This window comes from Desulfovibrio sp. 6_1_46AFAA (genome assembly GCF_000224635.1).
Taxonomy (GTDB): Bacteria; Desulfobacterota; Desulfovibrionia; order Desulfovibrionales; family Desulfovibrionaceae; genus Desulfovibrio; species Desulfovibrio fairfieldensis.
This window is the reverse complement of sequence record NZ_JH114303.1, coordinates 1-26,321: the sequence shown is the minus strand read 5'-3', so window position 1 is coordinate 26,321 and position 26,321 is coordinate 1. Positions and strand designations below refer to the sequence as shown.

At 61.4% G+C, this 26,321-nt stretch carries 23 protein-coding genes; 6 read left to right on the top strand and 17 right to left on the bottom strand.

Annotated elements, in window-relative coordinates:
- Window positions 1–24: 24 nt before the first annotated feature.
- The 8 genes from HMPREF1022_RS09900 to HMPREF1022_RS09865 all read right to left on the bottom strand — a co-directional run bounded on the left by HMPREF1022_RS09900 (window position 25) and on the right by HMPREF1022_RS09865 (window position 9,200).
- Window positions 25–1,356, bottom strand: coding sequence for an HD domain-containing protein (locus tag HMPREF1022_RS09900; RefSeq protein WP_009302996.1), 1,332 nt, complete (start codon window positions 1,354–1,356; stop codon window positions 25–27).
- 486 nt (window positions 1,357–1,842) lie between these two features.
- The gene (dsrP, locus tag HMPREF1022_RS09895; protein ID WP_008683460.1) at window positions 1,843–3,009 is read right to left on the bottom strand and encodes a sulfate reduction electron transfer complex DsrMKJOP subunit DsrP; all 1,167 of its coding nucleotides are present in this window, start codon (window positions 3,007–3,009) and stop codon (window positions 1,843–1,845) included.
- 12 nt (window positions 3,010–3,021) lie between these two features.
- Window positions 3,022–3,813 (bottom strand): sulfate reduction electron transfer complex DsrMKJOP subunit DsrO, encoded by a 792-nt coding sequence (gene dsrO / locus HMPREF1022_RS09890; protein ID WP_009302995.1) that lies wholly within the window; start codon window positions 3,811–3,813, stop codon window positions 3,022–3,024.
- On the bottom strand, window positions 3,813–4,196 hold the full coding sequence (gene dsrJ / locus HMPREF1022_RS09885; protein WP_008683462.1) for a sulfate reduction electron transfer complex DsrMKJOP subunit DsrJ: 384 nt from the start codon (window positions 4,194–4,196) through the stop codon (window positions 3,813–3,815). The genes dsrO and dsrJ overlap by 1 nt, the downstream gene beginning before the upstream one ends.
- On the bottom strand, window positions 4,197–5,858 hold the full coding sequence (dsrK, locus tag HMPREF1022_RS09880) for a sulfate reduction electron transfer complex DsrMKJOP subunit DsrK (protein WP_009302994.1): 1,662 nt from the start codon (window positions 5,856–5,858) through the stop codon (window positions 4,197–4,199).
- 12 nt (window positions 5,859–5,870) lie between these two features.
- Window positions 5,871–6,890, bottom strand: coding sequence for a sulfate reduction electron transfer complex DsrMKJOP subunit DsrM (gene dsrM / locus HMPREF1022_RS09875; RefSeq protein WP_008683465.1), 1,020 nt, complete (start codon window positions 6,888–6,890; stop codon window positions 5,871–5,873).
- Window positions 6,891–7,179: 289 nt separating this feature from the next.
- A complete protein-coding gene (locus HMPREF1022_RS09870; protein ID WP_008683467.1) occupies window positions 7,180–7,704 on the bottom strand; it encodes an RsbRD N-terminal domain-containing protein in 525 nt (174 codons plus the stop codon).
- 452 nt (window positions 7,705–8,156) lie between these two features.
- Window positions 8,157–9,200 carry a hypothetical protein gene (locus HMPREF1022_RS09865; RefSeq protein ID WP_009302992.1) on the bottom strand — a complete coding sequence of 348 codons (1,044 nt, stop codon included), beginning with the start codon at window positions 9,198–9,200 and terminating at the stop codon, window positions 8,157–8,159.
- Between the two features lie 400 nt (window positions 9,201–9,600).
- Here HMPREF1022_RS09865 and HMPREF1022_RS09860 point away from each other — a divergent pair, with 400 nt between their 5' ends.
- Window positions 9,601–10,350 (top strand): sulfite exporter TauE/SafE family protein, encoded by a 750-nt coding sequence (locus HMPREF1022_RS09860; RefSeq protein WP_009302991.1) that lies wholly within the window; start codon window positions 9,601–9,603, stop codon window positions 10,348–10,350.
- 785 nt (window positions 10,351–11,135) lie between these two features.
- Entirely contained in the window at window positions 11,136–11,387 is a 252-nt protein-coding gene (locus HMPREF1022_RS09855) for a hypothetical protein (RefSeq protein WP_008683480.1), read from the top strand.
- Window positions 11,388–11,693: 306 nt separating this feature from the next.
- Here HMPREF1022_RS09855 and sat read toward each other — a convergent pair whose 3' ends face one another.
- The 7 genes from sat to HMPREF1022_RS09815 all read right to left on the bottom strand — a co-directional run bounded on the left by sat (window position 11,694) and on the right by HMPREF1022_RS09815 (window position 20,002).
- Complete coding sequence (sat, locus tag HMPREF1022_RS09845) at window positions 11,694–12,965, bottom strand: sulfate adenylyltransferase (RefSeq protein ID WP_008683482.1); 1,272 nt, start codon at window positions 12,963–12,965, stop codon at window positions 11,694–11,696.
- 299 nt (window positions 12,966–13,264) lie between these two features.
- Window positions 13,265–13,831: a single-stranded DNA-binding protein gene (locus HMPREF1022_RS09840; RefSeq protein ID WP_009302989.1), complete on the bottom strand. Its 567-nt coding sequence runs from the start codon at window positions 13,829–13,831 to the stop codon at window positions 13,265–13,267.
- A gap of 303 nt (window positions 13,832–14,134) precedes the next feature.
- Complete coding sequence (locus HMPREF1022_RS09835) at window positions 14,135–14,473, bottom strand: hypothetical protein (protein ID WP_008683484.1); 339 nt, start codon at window positions 14,471–14,473, stop codon at window positions 14,135–14,137.
- 74 nt (window positions 14,474–14,547) lie between these two features.
- On the bottom strand, window positions 14,548–15,198 hold the full coding sequence (locus HMPREF1022_RS09830) for a biotin attachment protein (protein ID WP_008683485.1): 651 nt from the start codon (window positions 15,196–15,198) through the stop codon (window positions 14,548–14,550).
- A 416-nt stretch (window positions 15,199–15,614) separates the two neighbouring features.
- Complete coding sequence (locus HMPREF1022_RS09825) at window positions 15,615–17,864, bottom strand: acetyl-CoA carboxylase carboxyl transferase subunit alpha/beta (protein WP_008683487.1); 2,250 nt, start codon at window positions 17,862–17,864, stop codon at window positions 15,615–15,617.
- A 16-nt stretch (window positions 17,865–17,880) separates the two neighbouring features.
- Window positions 17,881–18,564, bottom strand: coding sequence for a DUF1847 domain-containing protein (locus HMPREF1022_RS09820; protein ID WP_008683488.1), 684 nt, complete (start codon window positions 18,562–18,564; stop codon window positions 17,881–17,883).
- Window positions 18,565–18,583: 19 nt separating this feature from the next.
- Window positions 18,584–20,002: a biotin carboxylase N-terminal domain-containing protein gene (locus HMPREF1022_RS09815; protein WP_035061541.1), complete on the bottom strand. Its 1,419-nt coding sequence runs from the start codon at window positions 20,000–20,002 to the stop codon at window positions 18,584–18,586.
- A 217-nt stretch (window positions 20,003–20,219) separates the two neighbouring features.
- Here HMPREF1022_RS09815 and HMPREF1022_RS09810 point away from each other — a divergent pair, with 217 nt between their 5' ends.
- The 3 genes from HMPREF1022_RS09810 (at window position 20,220) to HMPREF1022_RS09800 (ending at window position 24,045) form a co-directional block, all read left to right on the top strand.
- Window positions 20,220–21,071, top strand: coding sequence for a purine-nucleoside phosphorylase (locus HMPREF1022_RS09810; protein WP_008683490.1), 852 nt, complete (start codon window positions 20,220–20,222; stop codon window positions 21,069–21,071).
- Window positions 21,072–21,230: 159 nt separating this feature from the next.
- A complete protein-coding gene (gene typA / locus HMPREF1022_RS09805) occupies window positions 21,231–23,066 on the top strand; it encodes a translational GTPase TypA (protein WP_008683491.1) in 1,836 nt (611 codons plus the stop codon).
- Between the two features lie 142 nt (window positions 23,067–23,208).
- Entirely contained in the window at window positions 23,209–24,045 is an 837-nt protein-coding gene (locus HMPREF1022_RS09800) for a hypothetical protein (RefSeq protein WP_008683492.1), read from the top strand.
- A gap of 48 nt (window positions 24,046–24,093) precedes the next feature.
- On the opposite strand, the gene thiM is transcribed toward HMPREF1022_RS09800, so the two are convergent.
- Both thiM and HMPREF1022_RS09790 read right to left on the bottom strand, forming a co-directional pair.
- Window positions 24,094–25,305 carry a hydroxyethylthiazole kinase gene (gene thiM / locus HMPREF1022_RS09795; protein ID WP_009302988.1) on the bottom strand — a complete coding sequence of 404 codons (1,212 nt, stop codon included), beginning with the start codon at window positions 25,303–25,305 and terminating at the stop codon, window positions 24,094–24,096.
- Window positions 25,306–25,400: 95 nt separating this feature from the next.
- Window positions 25,401–25,748 (bottom strand): DsrE family protein, encoded by a 348-nt coding sequence (locus tag HMPREF1022_RS09790; protein ID WP_008683495.1) that lies wholly within the window; start codon window positions 25,746–25,748, stop codon window positions 25,401–25,403.
- Window positions 25,749–25,889: 141 nt separating this feature from the next.
- Here HMPREF1022_RS09790 and HMPREF1022_RS09785 point away from each other — a divergent pair.
- Window positions 25,890–26,321 (top strand): ISAs1 family transposase (locus tag HMPREF1022_RS09785; protein ID WP_035061536.1); only part of this gene is annotated, 432 nt, incomplete at its 3' end.

Below are 26,321 nucleotides of genomic sequence, written 5' to 3'. Positions count from 1 at the left end.
TGCCCGGCGGCAAGGGAAAGGCCGTTACCCCACGGACTTCCGCGCATACTCACGCACAAAGGCCACGGCGGATTCCAGATCCGTCACTTCGCCCGTGATCTGGGCCTGCAGCAACGCGTCGCGGATCACACCCACCATGGGGCCGGGGGCCAGACGAGTTTCGCTCATGATTTCATTGCCGTTGAGCAGGGGTTCCAGCATCTGTTCCGGGGTTTCGGCCCGGTCCAGATATTTCATATTGTGGTTGAAGGACGTATAGCTGCCTTCGCGGGCCTGAAGGTCGGCACGGGCCATGGCGATAAGGCGCGGATATTCGTCCAGGGCCTTAAAGCGGCGGATGCCCCTGTCGGTCATCATGAAGTGGAAGCGCATGTGGTGGTTCACCAGGTGACAGAGCAGGTCGATGTCCTCCTGGGCGAAGTGCAGACGGCGCAGGATCTTGCGCGTGACCTTGGCCCCCACCCGGTGGTGCTGGTAGAAGGTCCACTGGCCGTCGAAATATTCACCGGTGAAGAGCTTGCCCACATCGTGAAAGAGCATGGCCATGGTGCCCAGCCAGTCGTAGTGGAAACCTTCTTCCGGGTAGTGTTTCATGCATTCCAGGGTGTGGTCGAAGACATTCACCTCCACGCCGTCCCTGTCGCGCTCCTGGCAGACGCAGGAGAGCGCCGCCACTTCCGGGATCAGGCCTTGGAGGATGTGGGCGTCGTACAGCAGGCGCACGAAGCGGTACATGGATTCGGCGGCCACCTTGCGCCATTCGTCCATAATGTCCGTGGCGGGCACGTAGTCCAGTACGCGCACCGAGGAGCGTACAATCGCCATCCAGGTGTTGGGATCAATGGGGATGTCGAAGTTGGCCGCGAAGCGCAGGGCCCGCACGGCCAGCAGGTAGTTGTGGCGCAGGGTTTCGTCCGGCAGGCCGGTGAGCCGGATGGTGCCGCCCTTGAAATCAGCAAAGCCCTCATAGGCGTCACCGGTGGGGGCCGGGCTGCCGAAACCGGTCATGCGCAGTTGCTCGCGTTCCTTGGGGTCCATCATGGCGGCCATGCTGGGCGTGATGCGCAGCAGCGAAAGCTCAGGATGCCCGGCGTCCGCCACTTCCAACGGATAGAAACGGAAAAGCACCCCGTTTTCCTCCAGTTCGGCCAGCGCACGCTTTTCCGACTCCATGCGGGCCTTGGGGAAGAGCTTGACCAGGGTGTCCATATCCGGCTCGCAGGCGATGTCCACGGCGGGCTGCCGGACGGCGCGCAACAGTTGCTCCTGCAGGGGCGCGTTGATGACATGCGCGTCATAGCCGTTGCGCAGCAGGGTTTTGCAGATGGTGATGGCTTCTTTGAGCGCTTGATGCATCGTGGGCTCCTTGCGAAAGATGGGCACAGCGTCGTCCTCGCGGCCGGGCAGGCCGCAAAACGCGCGGAAGAGCAATGGCGGTGCAACGGACGGGAAGCCACCCCGGTAGGGATTCTTTCTGAAAATCCGGGCGGGTCGTGGCGGGAGCGGCTTCCGTTGTGTCGTTATACGCGTGGCTCAAGGGTAAAATGCGCTGGTGTCGCGTCAAGCGACACATGCCGCAAGCCCGTAAAGGATTGCGCGCCGCCATAGACGACGTAAGCACAGCAAAAACCATGGGTCCTGCTGTGCGATCTTCACGCCGAACCGACAGGTGGGGCATGATATTGCACTAGTTCAATTATGCACAGGAGGCGGTCTGAAAGTCAAGCATCCCGCTCTGTTGGGCCGGGAATGCCGCGCCGCGCGCCGGAAAAGCGAGGGCGGAAATAAAAACGCCCCGCGCCGTTATGGCGCGGGGCGTCGCTTCAGTGTGAAACAGGAAGGTTAGTCACTGAAATGATGGGCTTCCCGCTTGACGCCCAAGGCGATCTTCCAGAGCAGGGAGAGCACCAGCGCGCCCACGGCGTATACGCCGAGGGCCACGGCAATCTCCTTGGCCGTGGGCATGTAAGGCGTGAAGGCTTCAAACATGTTGGGCGTGAAACCGCCGATGAGCAGGCCCAGGCCCTTGTCGATCCAGCTGGCGGCCACCAGCATGATCAGCGCCACGGGCAGCAGGGGGCCGGTCCGCCACTGCGGCGGAATCAAGATAGCCAGAGAGGCGAAGGCCATGATCACGGCCGCCCACATCCAGTAGCTCACCCAGGCCAGATGGCCGCCATGCCCGGAGAAGAGGAAGAGCATGGGCTCCATGTGGCCCGGAATCTGGCTGTAGAAGGCGGTGAAGAGCTCCAGCAGATAGAAGAAGACGTTCACGCACATGGCGTAGACGATGATGGTGGACAGGGTCTTGACGGCGTCCTTGCCGGGATCGAAGCCAGTCAGCCTGCGCACCAGGAAGAGCAGGAGCAGCAGGATGGCCGGGCCGGAGCAAAAGGCCGAGGACAGGAAGCGCGCGGCCATGATGGCGGTGAGCCAGTAATGGCGGCCCGGAATGCCCGCGTACAGGAAGGCCGTGACTGTATGGATGGAGAAAGCCCAGAGAATGGAAAGGTAGATCAGGGGTTTGACCCATTTGGGCGGTTCCACGTCCAGGCGTTCGGCTTCCAGGGTGACCCAGCCGATGACGATGTTCAGGCAGAGATAGCCGATCAGCACGATCATGTCATAGAACATGACCGAATTGGGCGTGGGGTGGAGCATGACGTTGAGCATGCGCTGGGGCTGCCCGAGGTCCACCACGATGAACAGGGCGCACATGACCACGGCCGCCACGGCCATGAACTCGCCGAAGATGATCATGCGCTTGAATTTCTTGTAGTGGTGGAAATAGGCGGGCAAGACCAGCATCACGGCCGAGGCCGCCACGCCGACGAAATAGGTGAACTGCGAAATATACAGCCCCCAGGAGACCTCACGGTTCATGCCCGTGATGCCGAGACCGCTCTGGAGCTGGTCCAGATAGACAAGGCCGCAGCCCGCGATGACGCAGAGCAGAAAGAGCAGCCACACATAATAGCTCTTGGGACCGGAAAACAATTTTTCAAGCATGGCCTGTTCTCCCTAAATAAGGTAGTAGACGCCGGGCTGCGTGCCCAGATTGGGCTTGCGGCGAATACTGTAGTTGGCGGCCAGGGCCTGACGCACCGTTGAATTGGGATCTTCCAGATCGCCGAAGAGAATCTTGCCGCCCGCGGCTTCCACGCAGGCGGGCATCTGGCCCGCGGCCAGGCGCTCGGCGCAGAAGGTGCACTTTTCCACCACGCCGATCATGCGGGTGGGGAAGGTCGGGTTAGGCACGGGATCCGAAAGATACTTGCGCGGGTCCACAAAGTTGAAGGAACGCGCCCCGTACGGACACCCGGCCATGCAGAAACGGCAGCCGATGCAGCGGTGGTAGTCCATGGCCACGATGCCGTCTTCCATTCTGTAAGTGGCCTGGGTGGGGCAGACGCGCACGCAGGGCGGATTGGTGCAGTGGTTGCACAGCAGCGGATAGCTGGCCTGGCGCGTCTTGTCGTTGATGTGGGCGTTCATGTCGTCCGGGAAGACGTGGTCGTACTTGTCCAGCCAGAACCATTTGATGTCCTGGTTGCCGGGAATGTGCGGCACATTGTGGACCTTGTGGCAGGCTTCGATCAGCGGCTCGTAGTCTTCGGGGCCGCGGAAGAGGCGGGTGTCGATGACCATGGCCCAACGCTTGGCGGTCAGCGCATGCTCCCCTTTCTCATAACGGCCGGGCGCGATCTGGGCCCGCGCCGCGCCCGCCGTACCGGCAAGGCTTGCCATCCCGCTGCTCAGGGCAAAGGCCGAAAGCCCCGCCACTTTCAGAAAGCTTCTTCTGCTCGTGTTCATTACTTGCCCTCCGTGGGAATAATGTGGCAAGTCCAGCAATAGGGATAGACGCTGTTGGCCACGTGGCACTTTTCGCAGAATTCCTTGTAGTTGTTGTGGCATTTCAGACAGGTGTTCTGCAGGCTGATGACCCACTTTTTGCCGTCTTTGGCGGACACATATATGCGGTTTTCCTTGCGCAGGGCCTCGTCACGCCACTCGTTGAGCAGGCGCATATGCTGGGCGCGCATGAATTCCACGTCCTCGATGCAGTTCTTTTCATCCTTGGGCAGCACCACGTCGGTTTTCTTGTAGTCCTGTCCCAGATAGCTCACCCAGAAGGGGGAGCTGAACAGCACCACAAAAATGACGATGCCCGTGATCACAGCTTTGGCGTTATACATCTATCGGCCCTCCCCCTGCGCCTCAGGCGCATCCGCCGGGCTTTCCTCCGGCTCGTCCTCCGCCACGTTGGGCAGCTCTTCCTGGCGCAGGTCCATGGTGCGCTTGATCTCGCCCTTCATGACCAGGGCGTTGCCCACCAGCTCGTGCAGGCCGCTCACGCTCACGCCGGGCGCCCAGTAGTCGGCCAGCGGCGGCAGCGTGGCGCGGTCGATGGCGCAGACGCAGGCCATGTGGTTGACGCCGTCTTTCTGCTGCACATAACGCAGGGCGTTGCCGCGCGGCATGCCGGAACGCATGCGCAGCTCCATGATTTCCTCGGTGTTCAGACCCGAACCCGCGCCGCAGCAGAAGGTCTGCTCGCGAATGGTGTTTTCGGGCATTTCCACGAAGTTGTTGCAGACGTGCTTGAGCACGTAGCGCGGTTCGTCCAGCAGGCCCATGCCGCGCGCCGGGTTGCAGGAATCGTGGAAGGTGGTCACCAGATGGTCGTTGCGGCTCGGGTCGAGCTTGAGCTTGTTGTGGTAGATCAGGTCGGCCGTGAATTCCGCGATGTGCACCATCTTGGTGGAGGTGGCGTTGCTGAACACCGTGCCGGTAATGGGCGACACCGGAATTTCCATGTTGGCCGGGGCCGGGCCGTTGTAGGTGTCCATGTACTGGTTGATCACGCGCCACATATGGCCGCACTCGCCGCCCAGAAGCCATTTGACGTTCAGGCGCTCGGCCTCGGCGTACATCTTGGCGTTGAGCTTCTTGGCCATGTTGAAGGAGGTGAAGGAACCGAAGTTGCCGCCCTCCGAGGCGTAGGTGGACAGGGTGTAGTCCAGGTCCAGCTCGTGGAAGAGCAGGAGATAGCCCATGAAGGTATAGATGCCGGGATCCGCGAACACGTCGCCCGAGGGGGTGATGAAGAGGATTTCGGCGTTCTTTTTGTTAAAGGGCGTCTTGGGGCGGATGCCGGTGACGGTTTCGCAGTCGTCGGCCAGCATTTCCACGATTTCCACAAAGGAATGGGGCTGGATGCCCAGGTGGTTGCCGGTGAAGCTGCAGTTTTTGACCGGGTCCATGATCCAGTGGATGCCCAGGCCCACCTCATGCAGCAGTTCGCGCACGATCATGGTGATTTCCGCCGTGTCGATGCCGTAGGGGCAGTACAGCGAGCAGCGGCGGCATTCCGTACACTGGTAGGCGTAGTAGAAGAGTTCCTTGACCACGCTCATGTCCCAGCCGCGCGCGCCCACCTTCTTGCCCAGAATCTTGCCGAGCATGGTGTAGTCGCGCCGGTAGAGGGAACGCAACAGCTCGGCGCGCAGCACGGGCATGTTTTTGGGGTCGTTGGTGCCCAGGAAGAAGTGGCACTTGTCCGCGCAGGCGCCGCAGCGCACGCAGATGTCCATGAACAGCTTCAGCGAGCGGTGCTTCTCCAGCCGGTCGGCAAAGGCGTCACAGAGAATTTTTTCCCAATTCTCCGGCAGGTTCCAGTCCTCGGCGGCGGGGTCCCACTCGTGAGGATTGGGCATGTGCAGGAGTTCCATGGTCTCTTTTTTGGCCGGATAGCAGAAGCTGCCCGGCATGAATTCAGGCTTGGTGTCGAGCCAGCTTTTGTCCGGAAAGGCCGGGCGGCTGGCGACGAGCATTTGCGGCGTAGGTAACTTTGCCATGATGACGACTCCTTACTCGGCGGCCTTTTCGGGTTGCTTATCCAGCGGCAGGCCGGCTTCGGCCATGGCTTCGCGGTAGGTATCCTCGTACTCGGGGTAGGTGAAGTACTGCTTGGGCGGATTCCAGGGGTTGATGTGGCGCACCCGGCGGGAATTGTTGGCCTGGTTGCGCGTGGGGCTGAAGAACACGCCGGGCATGTGCACGAGTTTGGAGAAGGGGAAGTAGATCAGCAGCACGCTGACCAGGGTCAGGTGCACGAAGAACAGGGCGTTGATGCCTGTGGCCGCCACGGGCGCGAAGTGCGTGAGGCCCATGACGAAGATCTTGACCTCGGCGATTTCGGTTTTATCAAAATACCGCAGGCAGAGGCCCGTGCCCACGATGCCGATGAGCAGCCAGAGCGGGAAGTAGTCGTTGAGCAGGGAGAGATAGCGCAGGCGGTGGTTGAAAATGCGGCGGCACAGCAGGAAAAGCAGGGCCACCAGCACCAGGCCGCCGGTCCAGTAGAAACGCGGCGAACCGACCTGCATGATCCCGTCGATGGATTCCAGGAAGGTGATACAGGACGGCACAGGCTCGATGAAGAAGCGGAAGTGCCGGATAAAGATCAACAGGAAACAGTAGTGGAAGAGCAGGGCGAAACACCACAACCACTTGGAGGAATAGTAGACGCTGCGCGGCCCGTTGCTGATCGGGTCATTTTCGCGCACATCCGCCAGGGAGTTGCGGAACAGGGAACGGAAGAAAAAGACTTCCAGGAACATCCGCTTTACAACGCCCCAAGTGGTGCTGGGGCAGTCGATCTTGTTCTGCTTGATGAAATCAAGCGATTGCTCCTGCCCGCCGGTGGTGGGGATGCAGAAGGGCACGGGCGATTTGGCCCAGTACACCATGCGCCAGACCATCCCGGCGATGAAGACGACTACCGCCACATAAGGCAGCGCCACGCCGAACAGAGGGGCGAGTCCCGCGCTCGCTCCCGCCCAGGCGATGGCCCCTATGAGCAGCACCAGCAGTAATGATGAGAACATTCCCTACCTCGCTTGACTACAAGTTATCCTGAAACCGCCCGGCGGATTCCGGCCGGGGATTTCAGGAAGATCGTTGCGTCCCACACGCCTGTGGGCCTTGCCGTCCGCGTGTTTTTGCCGGGGCTTGTCCGGCGGCGTGCGCCACCCCGGATCGGGTTTTCCCGTGCCGCGCGCGTGGCTTTTCACGGGGCCCGGCGGGCCGTCGCCGGCCGCCGTTCCACAGTAAAAAGCCGGCCGTGGACACTGTCCGCCGCCGCGCTTCGGCATCAGGCCGCCTCCCGCCGCCGCGTCAACGCGCGCCGGACGGGCCTTCCTCCAATGTCTGCGCCCAGCGCGCCAGTTGGGCGTACTGGTTGCGGATTTCCTTGATGCGCGACTCCGCCAGCGTTTCGCGGGCCGCGGTATAGATGTCGAAGGCCAGCAACGCCAGGCTGTCCAGGCGGGATTCAGCCGTGAGATAGGCGTCAAGCTCCCCCTGTTCGGCCAGCTCGGGCAAAATGCGCTCCCGCAGAAGGGGCTTCATCAGGTAAAAAACCCCCAGGCCTTGGCTCGGCGTGAAGGTCTGCACGGCGCGCAGCTTCACGAAGCGTTCCAGCGCGTTTTTGACCGTGGCCACCTCCACCTCTTCTCCAGCCACGGCGTCGTACAGCGTTCCCGCCGCCTCCTTGGTCATATTTGCCACGGGATTGCCGAAAGCGTCCTGCTTGGTGCGCAGGAATCCGGTGGTCTCAAAGGGATAGGTGGAGTACACCGCCTCTGTCCAGAGGCGGACCACATCGTTTTTCCGGCTGCGAAAAATTTCTTGTGCGTTCATGAATTCCAGCCAAACGGCCAAGTATATAGATTCCTCATATAAGGGGGAAGGGCAAAGCGCGTCAAGCCCTTTCGGTCATTTCACGCACTGTTCCCGGCCCCGGAGCCTCGGGCAAGCATACGTCGCTTTTGGCAAAACAAGCCGGGAGCGGACGCGTTGCATGCCGTGAAAAACTTTGTCCGTCAAGAGGCATGCCGGAAGATTTAGAATTGTGAATTTTTATACAAGATGGACATAGGCCTAAGAAGAAAGAAAACGGACGGCTAAAAAAAGAGTATGAAGCATGCCCCGTGCGAAGGCATGAAGGCTCAAGTGCAATCAGGCCTTAGAAAGTTTTGATATTGAAAATATCTCAACGCTCTGTGCGGAGTTTTCATGAAAATCCACACCGCAAAAGTATCGCAAGGCGAATTTACTTCGCCGTTAAGCGATAATTTCAAGCGCAAAATGCTCTAGGGGCAGGGGGTCGGGCCTCCGCACTGCCCCGCCACCTGCGGGTCCAGAGGCAGACCGGCGTCCTGACCGGCCTGACCTGTCGGGTAGGCTTGGTCGGACGGGGGCAGGACGGGAGACTGCGCCGCCGGAACGCCAGGTCGGCCTTCCGTCTGGTCGGAAACGGAACCGGGGGATTGGCGCTGTCTGCGCTCTTGCTGCTTGACCAGCATGGCGGGCAGGCCGTGATATTCAAAGAAGGGCACGGTCTGCGCCCCGGCGGAAAAGACATGGGCCTTGTTGCGCAGCATTTTGAAACGCAGCCAGAGCAGATCGGGGCTCAAGGACGCGAGCCCGCGCGGCACGGCCACGTTCTGGGACTGGGCCAGGGCCTCGGCCAGATTCATGCCCGCGTCCAGCAGGCGGCGCATCTGGGCCACCTTGTACACATCATTGTCGTTTTCGGCCAGGGGATAGAAAGCCACATCCACATGGCCGGACAGGATGTTGATGCCCTCGCGGCAGCTCGGGCAGGAGGGCGAGAAGAACATGCGTACCGTGGCTTCGTCACCGGCCCCCATGATGGGCCAGACCTCGGTCTGCGAGCGGGCCACGGCCCCCACGTTGACGGTAAACAGCAACACCCAGATCCAGAGCAGCACGGAGCGGCGGCCATGGCTGTCGCGCCCGCGCGCCTGCGCTGGCTCGGCCTGTCGGAAGCCCAGATAGCTCAGGACGAAGAACACGGCCACCACCAGGCAGCTCACGCAGGGCGCGGTCAGGGCCATGAGCAACAGCAGGCAGATATCGCCCAAAAGGGCCAGCCCGGCCAGAAGACGTCCCGCAGCGGCAGCCCCCAGCAGGGCCAGCAAGGCCAGCAGGGCGAAGGTCCCCGTGCCCAGCCACCAGAGCGAAACGCCGCCCACGGTGAAGTCCTGATACAGGGAACAACCGGCGGTCACGCAGAAATTGACGTCATTGCCGAAGGCGCTCCAGACGCAGAAGGCCGCTGCCAGCAGCGTGACGCACAATGAGCCGGTGAGTATCTCGCGGGATTGCTTCATGAAACACCTGTGGGTATGGCTGTGCGGCGCGGACGTGTCGCGCCGATGTTGTCGGGATTGCTCCGCCGGAGTGATCTGGGGCGTGCCGCTGAGAGAATCGGGGCCACAAAAGTACAACATCTATAGGCTGTTTTTTACTTTTCGTAAAGCGCGAGGGCTTTCGGCGGCGGAGCAGGCGCATTAGGGAGTGCGCCCTGTGCAAACTCTCAACCCGCAGATGCGCTTGCTTCGCATTCAGCGGAGCAGATGTCACCGGGCGGCACCGGCGGCATCGGATGGCAAAGGTCGAAGGACGGCTCTTCCGGGGACTTGCCTTGGTCCGGTCCCGCGGCTTATTGAGAAAGAGCGTGCCGCGCCTTGTGCGCGGGAAACGGCTTTTCTCCTTTCGCGGAGGCCCGCCATGCCCCTTACTCCCCTGGAATTGAGCTGCGCCGCCCTGGCCGTGTTCTGCGCCGGCCTGATCCGGGGCGCCACAGGTTTCGGCTTTTCCATGATCTGCATTGTGCTGCTGACCCTGCTGCTGCCCCCGGCGCACATCGCGCCGGTGATCATGCTCTGGGAGATCGCGGCCAGTGTTGGGCATTTGCCCTTTGTCTACAAGGAAGCGGATTGGAAAGCCCTGCGCCATCTGGCGCTGGGCGTGGCCTTGGGCACGCCGCCGGGCGCGTACTGTTTGGCCTTGGCGCCCGCCGCGCCGATGACCGCGGTCATCAATACGGTCGTGTTGGTCCTGACGGGCATGCTTTTTTTCGGCTTCAAGCTGCGGCAGCGGCCGGGCCGCTGGGGAGCCTGCGGGGTGGGCGCGCTCACCGGGCTGATCAACGGCGCGTCGGCCAACGGCGGGCCGCCGGTCATTCTCTTTTTTCTGTCCGGCCCTTCCAGCGTGGCGGTGAGCCGCGCTTCGCTCATCGCTTTTTTCCTGTTTACCGACGTGCTGGCCGCCGTGGTGTATTGGGGCTACGGCCTGATGACCGGCCAGGTTTTCCTGCTGGCCGCCGTGATGCTGCCCTGCGTGGGCCTGGGCATCTGGCTGGGCTCGCGCTGGTTCCGGCGCGTGGACGAGGTCCGTTTCCGGCGCGTGGTGCTGGCCCTGCTCCTGCTCATAAGCCTGGCGGGCCTACTGCCGTCCCTGATCAGCATCACGGGCTGAGCGCTTCGGAAAGCGCTTGTCCTTTGCTGCCATGCGGGGCACACTGTCTGGAGTCTGTCGTCATGAGCGTCTCTTCGGTTATCTCCGTGTCGAGCATCGCCTTTTATTCCGGTCGCGCCAGCCGTTCACAGCACTGCTGTGTTGCTTTAGCTGCAGCCGCAAAGCGGCGTACAGATAAGGACAGCAACGATACGGATAGCGGCTGTGATTTCGATGAGAGAATTTTTGTGTAACTCATTGCAGCCTTCATCCGTAGCCAGAGTTGCTGTTTTTTCCATACAGCTCACAAGTTCGCCTACGGCTAAAGCTCCTTCGTCTTAACGGCTGAGGCAAGAGTATACTCCCTGCATGCTTTAGCCGTTATGCGAGGAACGCGCATTACGGATAAAGACAGCAGTGCTAAAAGGCTCGTTCTCCTTGATATAACACGAAAATCCATCTCGTGACGACAGCCTCTAGGGCAAACTCAAAGTGAAATTGCCCTAACGCCGCACACAATGCGGCGTGCCGCGAAGACCGACCCGACGAGCGGCCCGTAGGGCCGTGCCTATAGCCCAAAGGGCGTACAGGCATCGAGAGCAACGCGGCGTGGATTCCGGCGAAGCGACCGAAGTCAGCCCGAAGGGCTGTCCATGTTGGCGACAACGGAGCCATACGGGGATCGACAGCAACGATAACCGTGTTTTTCGCCAGAATGCGAACTTTGAAATTTGTAACATTTCAAAGTTAATCTGCTTTAGATCAAGCGGGATCGGCCGCCTGAACTTTTGTCCGGAGAGAGTGCCATGTGGAAGAACGTTATTCTGTTGGGGGCCTTCGCTTTTCTGCTCTGCGCCTGCGGCGGCGCGCGCAATGCCAAACTGCCTGACGGCAGCGAAGGCTATTCCATCAACTGCAACGGCACGGACAACGACTGGGCCGACTGCTACAACCAGGCGGCGGACAAGTGCGACGGCCCGTACGAGATCGTCAGCACCAATACCGTGGGAGTGGGCAATACGCCCATGCGCAATATCATTGTGAAGTGCAAGAAATAGAGCGCGTTTCCGGCCGTGGTTGCGTATCGCCTTAACGGTCGCTTCAGAGCCTGGAGCGGATTAACGTTAAATGCTACGCATTCCAACGTTAAAGATACGCTTACTCCGCCGCTTCGCTATGCTGTTCGCGCCCGTAAAGCTCGAGGACTCGCTCACGGGAGAGGCAACAGCGCAAATAAGTTGCGCTTACGGCTTCGTAGCGCGAGGCGCTCTCGCAGTCTCGGTAGAGCATTTCAAGATTGAAATGCTCTAAAAAAAGGACGCCCCGAAGGGCGTCCTTTTGTATACTTGCGATGAGGCCCGCTGCTACATGGTGGAACCGGCGGCGGCGCGCTGCATCTTGATTTCCACCTTTTCGGTGAGACCGGAATAGTACTCGCGCAGAATCACGAGCACTTCCTCACGGCCGAAGTGATCCGGCACTTCCGCGCCTTCGGAGAGCATCTTGCGCAGTTTGGTGCCCGACAGAATCACGCGGTCTTCCTTGCTGTGCGGGCAGGTGCGCATGGAGGCCATGCCGTCGCACTTCTTGCAGTAGAAGGTCCAGTCGATGTTCAGGGGCTCGCAGAGCAGGCGTTTGCCTTCATCGGCGGGCGCGGGCATCTTGCGGAAGATTTCTTGGGCCTCGAACATGCCGTAGAAGTCGCCCACACCGGCGTGGTCGCGGCCGACCAGCAGGTTGTTGATGCCGTAGTTCTGGCGGAAGGTGGCGTGCAGCAGGGCTTCACGCGGTCCGGCATAACGCATGTCCAGAGGATAACCGGCCTGGATCACGAAGTCTTTGACAAAGTATTTGTCCACCAGGGTGTCAATGCACTTCACGCGCACTTCGGCCGGAATGTCGCCGGGCTTCAGGGAGCCCACCAGGGAGTGGATGACCACGCCGTCGCAGATTTCCACGCCGATCTTGGCGAGGTATTCGTGCGAACGGTGCATGGGGTTGCGCAGCTGCAGGGCGGCAACTTTCTGCCAGCCGCGTTCGTCCATCTTTTCGCGCAGCTGGGCGGGGGTCATGTACACGCCGGGGAACTTTTCGGGGAATTCGCCCTGCGAGAGGACTTTCACCGGGCCGGCGATGTTATATTCCTTCTGGGCCAGCACCATTTTGACGCCGGGGTGGTCATTGGGGGCCACTTCCCAGAACTTTTCGGAGTCCGGGCCTTCGCCCTTGAAGACCAGCTCGCATTCCCACTTTTTGTCGGCTTCGGTCATCTCGTAGATTTCTTCCACCTTCATGGTCGCCATGATTTCGCCCTTGCGGACGAGAGCCACTTCCTGGCCGACTTTGAGGCCTTTCGCGTCTTCGGCGGAGATGTCGAGGGTCACCGGCACGGGCCAGAAGGTGCCGTCGGAGAGCAGCATTTTTTCGCACACGCTCTTCCAGTCGGCTTTGTTCATGAAGCCGGTCAGGGGCGAAAAACCGCCAATGCCCATCATGATCAGGTCGCCCTTGGCGCGGGAAGAAATCTCGATCTGCTTCAGGCCGGCGGCCTTTTTCTTTTCATCTTCCAAAGCCTTGCCTTCCAACAGGCAACACACCAGGCCTTTGCCGCCATGCGGGGGTACCAGTTTGGACATCGCGAAATCCTCCATGTTTTGGTTATGGACGCCTTGCCGCGCCGGACAAGAACGCGCGTCGGACGGCAAGGGGCTGTTCCGGCATCCATCTTGTGAATAATCTAACAAAAAGTCAACTACCTTTCAGAATTTTTTGTGGCTTCTCCGGGCGCTTGTGGGGAAAAAAGTCCCCGGCGGCCGTAAGGCCCGCGCCGGGGACAAAGATACACCGGCAATCCGCGTCAGCACGGATTGCCGGTGCAAGAGCAGGGTCTTTCTAACCTTGAGCTGCTCGGGAAAACACTGACGATCAGTGTTGCCTAGAAGGGCACTTCATCCATGTTGGAGGCTTCCGAGGGGAAGGCCGGGCCCAGATCCTCGTCTTGGGGCTGCTGGCGCGGAGCCTGACGCTGCTGCGCCTGACCGCCGCCCCCCTGTCCGCCCTGGGCCCGCTGGCCCCCGCCTTGGCCGCGCGGAGCCTGCCGGGGTGCGGACCCGCCACCGGCGGCGTAGTCATCCTCATAGCCGCCGGGGCCGCCCTGGCCGCCGCGCGGGGCGTCGCCCTTGCGGTCCAGAAACTGCACGCGCTGGGCCTTGATTTCCGTGGTGTAACGGTCCTGGCCCTGCTGATCCTGCCATTTGCGGGTCTGCAGACTGCCTTCCACATAGATAAGGCTGCCCTTGGCAAGGTAATTGGCGCAGTTTTCAGCCTGGCGCTGAAACACGGACACACGGTGCCATTCGGTGCGTTCCACCTTGTTGCCGTCGCGGTCGGTATAGGATTCGTCGGTGGCCACGTTCAGACTGGCTACCGGCGAGCCGCTTTGGGTGTAGCGCAGTTCGGGGTCGCGGCCCAGGCGGCCGATGATCATGACTTTATTCAACATGGCTGTTGCTCCGGATGAAAGCGGATAGAGCATTTTCACAATGAAATTGCTCTGTTATTATCAAAATGTTCGGCCTCGTAAGACGGAAGTGAAACCAGAGCAGTTTTACTTTGAAATTGCTCTAACGCCGCACAGGGCGCGGCGTGGATTCCGGCGAAAACCACGTTTTTCACCGGAATCCCAACTTTGAAATTTGTAAAATTTCAAAGTTACTCTGCTCTGGACCCACGAGATTTCCGCGGTCGGGCAAAGCCCGCCCGCGGAAACTTCAAGCGCAATATGCTGTTAGCGGATGTGCCGGGCTCAGGCCACGAAGGCCCGTTCCAGATTGTCCAGCACGTCTTCCAGTTGATCGCTCAGAACGTTGGCTTCGCGCGGCTGCCAGTCGGCAAGCGCCGCCTCCAGCTCCTGCTTCAGGCGCGCGGCTTCGCGGATGCCCGGTCCCAAGGCGTCCTGGCGGGCCTTGGACCATTTCATGAAGGTCAGGCCCTCGTCCAGGGCGCGTACCATTTCCAGCACGCCGCGCTTTTCGTGCTTGATGGGCACGCTGAAGGCCAGTTCAGTCAGTTGGGGCCAGAGTTGTTCCAGAAGATCTTCATTCCAGGTCACGGCGCTGACCCGTATTTGCAGTGCTTTTCCCATAGTAGTGTACCGTATGTGTTAGTGTTGGGGCGGCGTATCATGGGCCGCGTCGGCTGACGCGGGATTTGCCGCCGTTATTCTTTTTCCGTCCATTCGGTCTGAACGCGCATGATCACGTCCTGAATGGCCGGAAGCTGGTCCTGCGGGCAAACGCCGATGAGCGGCGCGCCCGTGTCCATGTTTTCGCTGTACTTGAAGTAGACGGCGTAAATGACGCCGTCCGGGCCCGTGTAGTGCAAGGGTACTTCGCGTTTCATGCGCGACATGATCAGAAGTTCCATGCCGTCCCGCACCGCTACGGAATGCGCGTCCGAAGCGCGGATTTTCTTGTCCACTTCGGGCGTGAAATAGTATTTGGCCCGCTCGGGCGCGCGGAACAGATGCAGGGCCTTCTGCAGAATGGCCCGCTGCACTTCCTCGCGGGTGAGCATGTGGCGCAGCACGGCCAGCGGCGTTCCGGCCTCTACGAAGCAGCCCTCCAGCTCGCTGTGCAACTCGCTGATTTCGCCTTTTTCCGGCGTGCAGATGGGCTTGGGATTGCGTTCGCGCTCCAGTGTGGCCAGCTGGGTGCCGGGTTTTTCCTTCCACTGACCCTGGGGCCCCAGGACCTTGTCGCCGGTTTTGAGACCGGCAAAGGTCACCCGCCCGGTGTGGGGCGCGGTAATGACGATCTCGCGGTAGGGCGAGGCCTTGATTTCATCCAGCAAGGCGGAAATGTCGATCATTTTCTGTCCGTTATGGCTTATGTCTATGGCGCGTTCTGCGTATTTTTTGTTCGTCTTTTACGAAAAACAGCTTTTTTCCCGCAGTCGGCGTCATACTCGTTTTTTTGATGCGCACGTACCTGAGTACGTTTACGCTCAAAAAAACGAGCTTTCCTTGACCGCGAAAAAATATCTTATTTTTTGCAAAACCCGTCCAAACCGGCACCCGCCTTCTTCGCTACGCTCAGCGTGGCGGTATAAGGAAACAGAGCTTGAACGGTCGTGTTTTTGAGGAAGTGCTGAGTAATGAGGATGTTTGTCCTTTGCCAAGAAAGGCGAACGTCGGGCGTCACGAAGTGTATCAAAACATACACGAGTTTCGCACGGGGTGAGCCTGACGCAGGCAAAGGGCAAAAAGACCATTACTCAGTACTTCCTTACCGATAATACAAGTTTCTGCCGCCGATGGTAAGCAGAGCCTGCTTGAGGTTTGCGCGGATCTGCCTCCGGTCCCAGATGCCCTGAATGTGGCCGCGCGACAGCGCGCGGTAGGAGCGGTGGTATTTGGGCGGAATGTCCATGCCTGTGGTTTCCTTGATCACGCCCGGTCCGGCGAAGCCGATGTTGGAGGAGCGCACCGCGAACTGGTAGGGCGAGCAGCCCAGGAAGCTGGCCACCGGCCCGGCGAAGGAATTGGTATCGTACAGCACCATGTACAGGCCGCCGGATTCGATGTAGCGGCGCACGGCCACGGTGCAGCGCGGCATCTGGATCACGCCGTGGGTGCCCTCCTGGATGCGGATGCCCGCCGTGCCGTGCACGTAGGCCAGGAAGGGGTAGCGCTTCTTGGCGGCGCGCTGCGCGGCCTCCACGAATTTGTAGCCTTCGGCCGCGCCCACCGAGCCGCCCCGGAAGGTGCCCATGAGCATGGCAACCACCATCTTGGTGTTGTCGATGCGGGCTTCAAAGGTCATGCAGCCGCTCTTGGCCCCGGTCTTTTTCTGGGCGTCGCTGATGCGCTCGGCAAAACCGGGAAAGTCCAGGGGATTGCCCGCCTCGATTTCGCTGTTGAACTCAAAGACCGAGCCGGGATCGAAGACGTTTTTCACGTACCATTCGGGCTCCATGGGAAAATGGTAGCCGCAGTGGCTGCACACGCCCGCGAATTCCGCGAAAAGGTCCGGACCCCAGAGATCCAGACAACCGTAGGAAGCACTGTTGGGACAGGTCAGGGTGCGGTCGACCTTGTAGCGGGGCGAGAGATAATTCCACTTGTGCCGCCGCGAATCGTCCGTCCAGGCCGAAAGGGCCGTGAGTTCCCTGGCCTTGTTGTCCGCGCGGCTGGGCAGATTGCGGGTGAGCTTGCGCCAGGGGGAGAGCAGGCGGCCCTTGAACATTTCCCACTCGTTGTCCACCTCTTCCATGAAGCCCCGGATCTGGCGTTGGTGCTTGCGATAGAAATCGTACTTGAAGCTGACCCAGGGCTTGGAGAACCAGTCCCAGAAGGCGGCGGCGGTCTTGGTCAGGAAGGGGCGGCGGTCGCGCGCGGCCTGGCGTGAGAGGCGCAAAAATTTCTGCTGGCGGCGTTCGCGCAGACGGTCCTTGGCTGCGGCCGACAGGCCCCAGCGGATGTGCAGCTCGTCCAGGTTGACTTCCGGATTGCGGTGGCGCGAGAGGGCCAGCCCTCGGAAAACAGGCATCTTGCGGGTGGAGATGACCACTTCGTCCGTGGCCCGGATGACCTCCTGGCGCAAGGAGCGGAAAAAGTCGAAATGCCAGGGCCGCGCGCCCAGGGACGGCTCCTGCACCACTCGGTCGATATAGCCGAAGCGCAGATTGTCCTGGGCCGTGATGTGCAGATTTTCGGCGCAGTGCTCGATCAGCTCGGGCGTGGCGCGCTGTCCGGCCTTGAGCCGTCCTTCGATGGCCGCGGCGCCTTCCGGCGAAATGACCGAATAATAGCCGTGCGAGAGCATCAGGCGCTTGTCCGCCAGGCCGATGGCCTCGGCCCCGCCGGAGCCGCCCTCGGAAATCACGGCCACCACGGGCACGCGCAGGCCCGCCATGCCGTAAATGTTGCGGGCGATCTGCTGGGCCGCGCCGGGGTAGTCCTCAATGGGAAAGGAGCCGGGCGTGAAAATATAGGCGTGGATGGGAATGCCCTCGGTTTCGGCCACGCGCATGTACTGGAGGGCCTTGGCGTTGCCCCAGGGCTTGACCGAGCCGCCGTTGCGGAATTCCGCGCCGTGGCCTTTCTCCTGGCCGATGACCATGACCGACTGGGTGTAAATCTTTTTGCCCCGGCGGCGGGTGATCACCGCGCGGGCGATGAGCATGCTGGGGTCCAGGCTGTGCTCGTCCTGGCCGCCCACTTCAGTGAAGTTGTCGTAGACGTTTTCCAGGATGTCGCGCAGGCAGATACGCTGCGGATGACGCACGATGCGCACCCGGTCCATGGGCGTGACGCTGCTTTCCAGACGGCGCTCCACATAGGAGAACAGATCCTCGACCGTGGCCAGTTCCGCATAGGGATCGTTGAGCGAACCGGAGCGGGCGCGTTCGGCGAAAGCCGTGAGCCGCTCTTCCAGCAGGTCCGCGTTGTCCTTGTGCTTGCCCGCGAAAATGTCCTGCATGTAGGTCAGTCGGTCGCGCAGGCTCTGGATGCGTTTTTCGATGTTGTTGTCCATAAGTTAGGTGCGCCGCTTACATCGGTGTCTTGAGGTAGTTGAAATAACTGCCGCTGCACTGGACAGCGGCCAGCGGATTATGTCCCAGCATGCGGTCCTTGACGGCCAGCACGGTGGCCGGGGCCTCCAGATGGCGCAGGGCCAGGGTGTCGTGGCCCACGCAGAGTCCCAGCAGCACGTTGAAGTCCACCTGGGCCCTGTTCATCAACTCGGCCTGGAGCACGGGATTGCACATGCTTTCCGGCTGCTCCGGGTTGAGCAGATCCTCGCCCGAGAGGCCCAGCTCGCTCTTGGACAGCCCGCCCGCCTTGCAAACGGCGGAAATTGTTTCCAGGCCCTGGGCCTCGAAGATTTCCGCCGCTCCCGCGGCCTCGCGCCGCAGGCCGATACAAAAGAGCAGGCCCAGACGATGGTAGCCCATGGCCCTGGCAAAGGCCACGATTTCCAAGATACGGGGGCGGCAGGGCATGCGCCCGCCGTCGGGCAGTTTCGCGTAGCTGTGCCGCTCCACCCGGGCGGCCTGGCGGGCGAAATGCCGGATGTCCGGCTGCGCGTAGGTCCGGCGGCTCTTCTCCACCAAGTCCGTGTGCGCCGCCGAAGGGCAGTCCGGCGGATGTTTGCCGCCCGGCACGCAACAGAGCCGCTCTTCGCGTTTGAAGGGACAGGCCGCGCAACGGGGCGGTGGGGAGGAACTGTGCATGCCGACGCCTTGGCCGTGGTTAAAAACGCAGAATGCGTCCGGTATTGGCCTTCAAAAAGCCCACATTGGATTTAAGGGGGTCGCCCGCGCCGTTCTGGCCTTCCAGGCGCAGGGAGTCCAGAAATTCCAGGCCGCGGGCCTTGGCCTCCTCCAAGTCCTTGCCCCAGATGATCGCCAGGGCCAGGTTGGGGTCGAATTCCGTGGGGATCTCGTAGGGCTCGTTGCGGGGCACATGAGTCAGCATGGCCAGCCAGGGCTGGTCCTTCCACTGGAAGTGCTCGATGCGGCCCACCCAGGGCGTGAAATTGTTGTCCGGGTCCTCGGCGATGAGACGGTACTCGATGCCCACGCCCTCGGAGGCGATTTCCGCCTGGGTGTAGCCCAGGGGCTGGCCCAGGCCGATGCGGATCTGCTCGGCGATGAGATCCACGCCCTCTTTGCCGCGAACACGCGAAATGCGGGCCGAGACGCCGTTTTCCACCTGGATGCGGGTGTTGACCTCCATAAGGAAGGGGTCGCCCTTGCGGGTGACGATCCATTCCCAGGTGCCCACGTTGTCATAGCCCACCTTGCGGGCCATGGTCAGGGAATAGTCCACAATGTCCGTAAGCACGCGGCCCGCATTAAAGGTATACTCCAGTTCGTCCGGCGCGAAGCCCGGCGCGACCTCAATGCGTTTCTGCAGGCCCGTTGACTGGATGGAGCAGTTGCGCGTGCCGAAGTGCACGGGGTTCGTGCCCGAGCGGTCCGAAACGATCTGCACTTCCAGGTGGTTGAAATCCGTGATGCGCTGCTCAATGAGCACGCCTTCGTCCTTGAACTGGCGCAGGGCGTAATTGCGGATGCGCCGGTAGACCGAGCGGAACTGGTCCGGGTCGTAGACTTCCTCAATGCCCATGCCGCCGCCGCCCGCCGAGGCCTTGACCAGCACCAGCGGGCGCTGGATGCCCTGCTGTTCCTGGAATTCAAAGACCGACTTGGCGATGCGCTCGGCCTCCATCTCGTCGTAAATGGGGCGGTCCGAACCAGGCACCGTGGGCACGCCCAGACTGCGGGCCAGGCGCTTGGTATTGATCTTGTCGCCCAGCTCGCGGATGATTTTCCAGGAGGGGCCGATGAAGGTCAGTTTGCGGTCGCGCTTGGTGACCCGGCGGGCGAAACGGAAATCCTCGGCGAAAAAGCCGTAGCCCGGATGCACGGCGGTGCAGCCCGCCTCGTCGGCAACGGCCATCAGTTCGTTGGCGTCGTGATAGGAGGACACGCGGAACAGGCTCTTTTCCCCGCCTTCCTCGCGGGCCAGGCGGACATGGCCCGAGGCCGCGTCCTCGGCGGTGTACACGGCCGTGAAGGCCACGCCCAGCTTGCGGCAGGCCCGCATGATGCGTATGGCGATCTCGCCCCGGTTGGCCACCAGAATTTTATGCTCGGTCAACGGAATTTCCGTGGGAGCGCCTTTGGCGGCGCTGCCGGCGGCGGCCTTTTTTTTGCTGCTGTCCTGAGCTTTGTTCAAACCTCTCTCCCCAGGGAACAGTGCTCTTCCCTATTATGGCATGCCCGCGCCGCGCGCCCGCCCTTGTGGGCCGGATGCGCGCGGGCTATAGTGGCCGGGCGATGTCTTTCACCCGAAAATCTACCAGAAGTCGAGAGATAATCTTATGCAAAATCCACAAGAAGTCCAGCTTGCCGTCGAGGCGTTGCGCGCCGCCCTGCCCGATTCCGCCTTCGGGGCGGAAGCCCCTCTGGGTCTGATCCTGGGCACCGGCCTTTCGGGCCTGGCAGCCGCCCTGGCTGGCGACGCGGGCGGGGCCGGTCCCTGCGTGGCGCCCTTCGCGCAACTGCCCGGTTTTCCGCTGCCCGGCGTGGATTCGCACCACGGGGCCTTTGTCCTGGGCCGCCTGGGCGGGCGGCCGGTACTGGCCCAGCAGGGCCGCTGCCATCTGTATGAGGGCAGAAGCCCGGCTGAGGTCTGCATGGGTGTGCGGGTCATGGCCGGGCTGGGCGTGAAAACCCTGATCATCACCAATGCCGCCGGAGCGCTCAACCCGCTCTTTGAGGCCGGGGACCTGATGTGCATGGCCGACCAGATCAACCATACCGGCGTTTCGCCGATCATGGGGCCCAATTGCGCGTCCTGGGGCGAGCGCTTTCCGGACATGAGCGTGGTTTTTGACCCTGAACTGCGGGCCCTGGCCCAAGAAACGGCGGAGCATCTGGGCATCCGCCTGGAGCGGGGCGTCTACATCGGAGTGCATGGGCCGGAAATGGAAACTCCGGCGGAAACCCGCATGTACCGCCAGTGGGGGGCCGACGCCGTGGGCATGAGCACCGTGCTGGAAGTGATCGCGGCGCGGCATCTGGGCATGCGCGTGTTGGGCTTTTCCTGCCTGTCCAACAAGAATTTGCCGGACTGCATGGCGCCCGCGCCCCTGGAGGAAATCATCGCCGTGGCCGGGCGCGCCGGGGCCAAACTGGACCGCCTGCTCAGGGCCTTGGTGACAAAACTTTGAAAAATGCGTACAAAGCCTCTCCTTCAGGCTGATGACAAGCCCCGCTCCGCAGTGTTTGCGCCGCCGTCGGCGGCCTCTCTCCAGAGCGTTTGCACTGTTTTTTACGGCGGCCTTCCGGTTCGTCGCCGCCGTATCCTTTTCTAATCCAAGGCTTTTCCCATGCAGCAGAATGATTCTCTCCGCAATGTTGCCATTATCGCCCACGTTGACCACGGCAAGACCACCCTGGTGGACGCCCTTTTCAAGCAGAGCGGCGTATTCCGCGCCGACCAGCGCGTGGACGACCGCGTCATGGACAAAATGGATCTGGAGCGCGAACGCGGCATCACCATTGCCGCCAAGAACTGCGCCGTGCGCTGGAAGGGCGTGAAGATCAACATCATCGACACGCCGGGCCACGCGGATTTCGGCGGCGAGGTGGAGCGTTCCCTGTCCATGGCCAGCGGAGCCATTCTGCTGGTGGACTCTTCCGAAGGCCCCTTGCCGCAGACTCGCTTCGTGCTGCGCAAAACCCTGGAAGCCGGTCTGCCCGTGGTGGTCGTCGTCAACAAGATCGACCGCAAGGACGCCCGGCCGCAGGAAGTGCTCAATGAAATCTACGATCTGTTCATCGACCTGGGGGCCAGCGAGGAACAGCTGGAATTCCCCGTGCTCTACGCCATCGGCCGTTCGGGCGTGGCCATGAACAATATCGACGACCCGCAGGAAGATCTTTCCCCGCTGTTCGAAGCCATTCTGACCAAAATTCCCGGCCCGGCCTACGATCCGGAGCAGCCCTTCCAGATGCTGGTGGCTGACCTGGATTACTCGGACTATCTGGGGCGGCTGGCCGTGGGCCGGATCATGCACGGCAAGGTTTTTGCCAAGGAATCCCTGGCCTGCATCGGCGAGGGCGGCGAAGCCCGGCCCCTGCGCGCCACCCGCCTTCAGGTCTACGACGGCCTTCAGCTCTCCGAGGTGGAGGAGGCACAGCCCGGCGACATCGTGGTGCTGGCGGGCATTGAGGACGTGACCATCGGCGACACCATCTGCACCCGCGAGAGCCCGCGCGCCCTGCCGCGCATCCGCGTGGACGAGCCCACCGTGGCCATGCGCTTCGGCATCAACACCTCGCCCCTGGCCGGGCGCGAAGGCAAACTTGTGCAGAGCCGGGCCATCCAGGACCGTCTGGTCAAGGAAAGCCTGCGCAACGTAGCCATCCGGGTGGAAGAGACGTCGGACCGTGATGCCTTTCTGGTCAAGGGCCGGGGCGAATTCCAGATGGCTATTCTCATTGAGACCATGCGCCGCGAGGGTTTCGAGCTTTCCGTGGGGCGGCCGGAGGTGATCCTGAAAAAGGACGCCAACGGCAAGACCCTGGAGCCCATTGAGCATCTCTATGTGGACTGCGATGAAATCTTCATGGGCGTGGTCACGGACAAGCTGGCCCAGCGCAAGGGCCGTATGCTCAATTGCACCAACAACGGCACGGGCCGGGTGCGCCTGGAATTTTCCGTGCCCTCACGCGGGCTCATCGGATACCGCGACGAATTTCTCACGGACACCAAGGGCACGGGCATCATGAATTCCTATCTGGAAGGGTACGAGGAGTGGCGCGGCGACTTCCCCACGCGTTTTTCCGGTTCCATCGTGGCGGACCGCCCCGGTTCGGCCGTGGCTTACGCCCTGTTCAATCTGGAACCGCGCGGCACGCTCTTTGTGGAGCCCGGCGACCCGGTCTACGAGGGCATGATCGTGGGCGAGCACAACCGTGACAACGACATCGACGTCAACGCCACCAAGGAAAAGAAGCTCACCAACCTGCGCGCAGCGGGCAAGGATGAAAACGTCATTCTCACCCCGGTGAAGAAAATGACTCTGGAGCATGCCCTGCACTTCGTGCGTGAGGACGAACTGGTGGAAGTGACGCCCCTGTCCCTCCGCCTGCGCAAGGTCGAGCTTTCGTCCCTGAAACGCTACCAGATAGCGGGCAAGGCCGCCAAGAGCAAGTCCTGAGCCGTGTTGTCGCAGGCAAGGGAAAACGGGCGGCGCGTGGGCGGCGCAACCGGCCCGCCCCGGCGAGCCTCTGGCGCGGGCCTTCAGCGAACTGTTTCAGGACCCCGAACGTAATACGCGCCTGGAAGCCTGTTTTCTCTCCGTGGGGCTGCCCGAGCGGCCGGAGCATGTGCGCATTCTGCGCCATAACCTGGCTAATGCGGGCCCGGTGGAGCGGATTGTCACGCTCTACGCCCTGGCGGCCATGACCCGCGCTCCCGGGGATGTGGACGCTTTTCTGGATGCCCTTCCCGAACAACCCCAACTCTTTCTGGATGTGGGGAGCGCGGAATGGGATCTTGCTTTGAATCTGGGCACGGGCATGGCGGATTTTCTACTGCTCCTGGTGCACGAACCGCGCACGCGGGACAGAGCCCTGCCGCATCTGGCCCGGATCATCTGCAACAACGGTCCTGCGGAGACGCTGACTGTGGAGGCGCGGGCCCCGCTGGTCAAGCCTTATCTTGAGGCGCACGGGGACGCCCTGGTGCTCAAGGAAGGCTATCGCAGTGATTATGAACGGGGCAAAACCTGCGAGGCCAAAATCGAGACCCTCATGTTAAGCGGTGACCTGGATTCCCGCATAGCGGCGTTGCTGATATACAGGTACAGGTATTATCCTGAAATGGTGCGCAGGCTGGAAGAGGATTTTCAGCAAGGAAATATCAAACCGGATATGGGGCAGACCGCGGTGCTGCGACTGATCGTGGATGGTGAGGTTGTCCCGCGTGTTTTTCCCACGGATCAGGCATCTGTGGAAGCCGTTCTGCAGACGGAAAAACGTCTGTATAAAACAGCGTTTCACAGCCTTGCCTATTCTTTTATGAGTCGCAGCGACCCGCGCGACGCGGAAGTGCCCGCGGCTTTGCTGCGCTATGGCGACGGCTGGCTTGAGACTGTCGAGCGGCACTATCTTCAGAACCGTGTGAAGGGGGAATGATCGGTTGTGCTGCTGCAGCCGCTTTTGGAGATGCCTGGGAAGAGCCTTTTACAGTTCCAGGCGTTCTACTCGGGCCCGCGCGGTCAGGGTTTCCGCATCCAGTTTGCTCATGGCGTCCAGCAGGAAGATCCGGTAAGAGCCGGTGCCCCCGTCCACGGCCCGCAGTTTTTCATAGGCCAGCTCGCCGCAGACGCCCATGGCGGCCATGGCGCAGACGCAGGCCCGCAGGGGAGTTTGCGGATTCGCGCCCAGATATGCGCCGGTCACGGCAGCGGACATGCAGCCCGTGCCCGTGATGCGCGCCATCATGGCATGGCCGTTGCGCACGGCCCAGGCCTCCCGGCTGTCCGCCACAATATCGATGGGCCCGCTGACCATGATCACCGCGCCGGTCAGCGCGGCCACTTTCCGGGCGCGCCGGGCGTTTTCCGCCAGGTTGTCCCCGGTGACCAGGCTCTCCGGACCGGCGTCCACGCCCCTGGCGTCGGCCATGCCTCCGGCCAGGAAGCTGATTTCCGAATTGTTACCCTTGATGGCGGCGCAGCGGATCTCACGCAGCAGGCGCAGGGCCGTGTCGTTGCGGAAATCGGACGCGCCCGCGCCCACGGGATCAAAAACCACGGGCCTGCCCAGAAGGTTGGCCGTCTGACCGGCGTGGAGCATGGCCTGCACCGTGCGTTCGTTGAGCGTGCCCATGTTCAGCACCAGGGCCGAGCAGAGGCCCGTGATCTGCCCGGCCTCGCGGGCGTCGTCAGCCATGATCGGCGAAGCGCCCGCCGCCAGGGTGATGTTGGCGCAGTCATTGACCGTGACGTAATTTGTGATGAAATGCACAAGCGGGCTTGTTTGCCTTACGGCGCGCAGGGTTTCCGCAACGGCTTCCAGTGGCGGATTTTCCCGCTGACCGCTTGCGGATTCAAGGAGGTTTTGCCTCGGTCCGCCTTCCACGAAGGGATTGCGCGCCTCCGGCACTTCCTGATGGATGACGATGGGGTCGGAAATCAGGCCGAAGGCGGCATCTTCCGGATAGGTGACCGCCTGTGAGGGATTGTCTCCGGCGTAGGCAAGGACGTCCTCCCGGCTTTCCCAGAATGTGCAGAGAAAGAAATGGGCGTAAGCGCCCTGGTCCACAACTGAAACAAAGGCCCCCCGGTTGCCGGGCAGGGCCAGGGCGTCTCTGACGCCGGTTTGTTCCAGATACTTTCGGAAAGCCGTCTTTGTTTCCAGCGGCGTCAAGCCGTGCCAGGTTCTGGCGATCATTCTTCCCGCGCTCCTTTGCCCACGCCCGCGTCATGGGAAAGCCCCCGTCCCGCGAGCCGGAAACGGGGGCTTTGTCTGTTGTGCAACGTACCTTGTTAAGGTTTGATGTACGCAAAACCTTCGCGTTGCAGGCGCACCACTTCCACCAGGCCGGCGGGCACCACCGAGCAGCCCGGCCAGAGGCGGGCATGGTCGATCTTGTTGTCCGCCAGGGCATTGGCGCAGAGCATGACGCGCACGCCCTGGGCCAGAAGCGGCGCGGCCAGTTCGCGCAGATCCGCGTGTTCGTCCGTGAACAGGGTTACGGCGGGGCCGTTGGCAACCACGGCCAGTTGAAATTTTTCGCCGGGCAGGCCCTTGATGTAGTTGGCCGCGTTTTTCAGCACCAGGCGCAGCATGGCGGGGTCGTTGCTGTCTATATGCAGGCAGAGATCATAATTCATAAGTATTCTCCAGAGAGTTTCACGGATCCGCGATATGGCGGAAACGGCATTTACGCTAGCAAAGCGGCGCGGCTTTGCCAAGCGGGCGGGCGCTGCGGCGCAGGGCAGACGCATCTAAAAAAGATCTATAGACTGGGGGCTATGGAAGACCCTATTGAAATCACATTGGCTATTTTCCGTGACCTGCCTGACCCACGAGTAGAGCGCACAAAGATACATAGTCTTGAGACTATTATGTTTATTGCTTTATGTTCGTACTTGTCAGGCGGTGACGGCTTTTATGACATGGAAGATTATGCCCATGCCAGGCAGGATTGGCTCAGCAGCCATATAGGCATGCAAAGCATTCCCAGTCATGATACCTTCAACCGCGTATTTCAGGCAATTTCCCCGAGTTGCTTTGGCGAATGTCTCCTTGAATTATCCCGACGTCTTCGGGAGAAAGTGACCGGCGACATAGTGGCCTTTGACGGAAAAACACACCGGCGCACTACCAAGAAGAATGGGACAGCTTTACATATGCTCAACGCTTGGTCCGTGGAAAATCGTTTGGTTCTCGGACAACTGGCCGTA